Origin of the sequence: Nitrososphaera sp., assembly GCF_050748925.1 — an archaeon.
Taxonomy (GTDB): Archaea; Thermoproteota; Nitrososphaeria; order Nitrososphaerales; family Nitrososphaeraceae; genus Nitrososphaera.
The window spans coordinates 1-1,020 of the sequence record NZ_JBOGQF010000264.1 but is presented as its reverse complement, the minus strand read 5'-3'; the positions used below and the strand labels follow the sequence as shown (position 1 = coordinate 1,020).

Sequence of the window (1,020 nt, the reverse complement as noted above, 5' to 3'; positions counted from 1 at the left end):
GGCGATACCTGCTACTATTGTGCTTGCTGACGCCACATTGCGCACAACGTCGTGCAAGGGCACTTCCTTCGGGAGTACGCTCCTTGCCAGCTGCGTCTTTCTTTCAGGCACAGGCACCGATGATGGAATTGCTACTACAAGCACAAGATCTTTCGGAGGAGCTATTCTTATGAAATTCCTACGGCTGCCTGCCACGCACGAGATAACGAACCCACCGAGTAGAGAAGCCGAGACATTATCGTAATGCTTTGTTCCTGCACTCGCTACTTCGCCTTCTGCCGCATACTCTACCATGGCATCCGTATCGATCTTCAAGTTGTATAGAGATTTGAATGCCACAGCAGCTGCAGCAGCTGAAGCTGCGCTGCTTCCGATGCCATAGCCGGCAGGAATTCCCTTCTTGACGGTAACTCGGAGTCCGTTCCTTATGCCGAAATCCTGGGCCATCTTTTTTACCACAAGCCCGGCCGAATTGTTTTCTACTTCGACGGGGATCGCAGTTTCGCTGTTAAGAATTGTCATTAGGATCCTTCCAGGGCCCCCGCCGGAATCCTTCCCGGCCGTGATCTTCACCGTGTCTTGAAGCGCGTCCAGGGCAAGGCCAAAGACGTCATACCCAGGACCAAGGTTCGCAGTAGAACACGGCGCAGCGGCAGTCCGGGATCTCAATCGCACCTAACTGTCCTCTCCGAGATTAAGCGTTCGTGCAAGGGCGGCAGCAAGGTTGACTATGCCATTCATGGTGAGACTCGAAACAGCGATGATACTTTGGGCAAAGCCCGTCTTGCTTAGGCTGCGAGCCAGGTCTTTACTAAGCAGCGAGTATTCAGCCTCCTTTTCCTTGTCAAGAGCATTCTCAAGCGCGGCACTGGAACCTGCCCAGTCGAGCATGTCTTTTGACTTGTCAAGCGCAAGATCACGCTTTGTGAGTACATTTATCTGCGCAGTCTTTAGCCGCAACTTCACTGATGCAGCAAGCAGCGATATGGATACGAAGTTAATGGGCGAGGAAGCCAGTAC

General features: G+C 52.7%; 2 protein-coding genes. Both read right to left on the bottom strand.

Going from position 1 to position 1,020, the window contains the following annotated elements; genetic code table 11:
• Positions 1-675, bottom strand: a 675-nt coding sequence (locus tag ACREAY_RS12155) for a homoserine kinase (protein WP_431756028.1), incomplete at its 3' end; no start/stop codon positions are given.
• Positions 676-1,020 (bottom strand): ATP/GTP-binding protein (locus ACREAY_RS12150; RefSeq protein WP_431756027.1); only part of this gene is annotated, 345 nt, incomplete at its 5' end.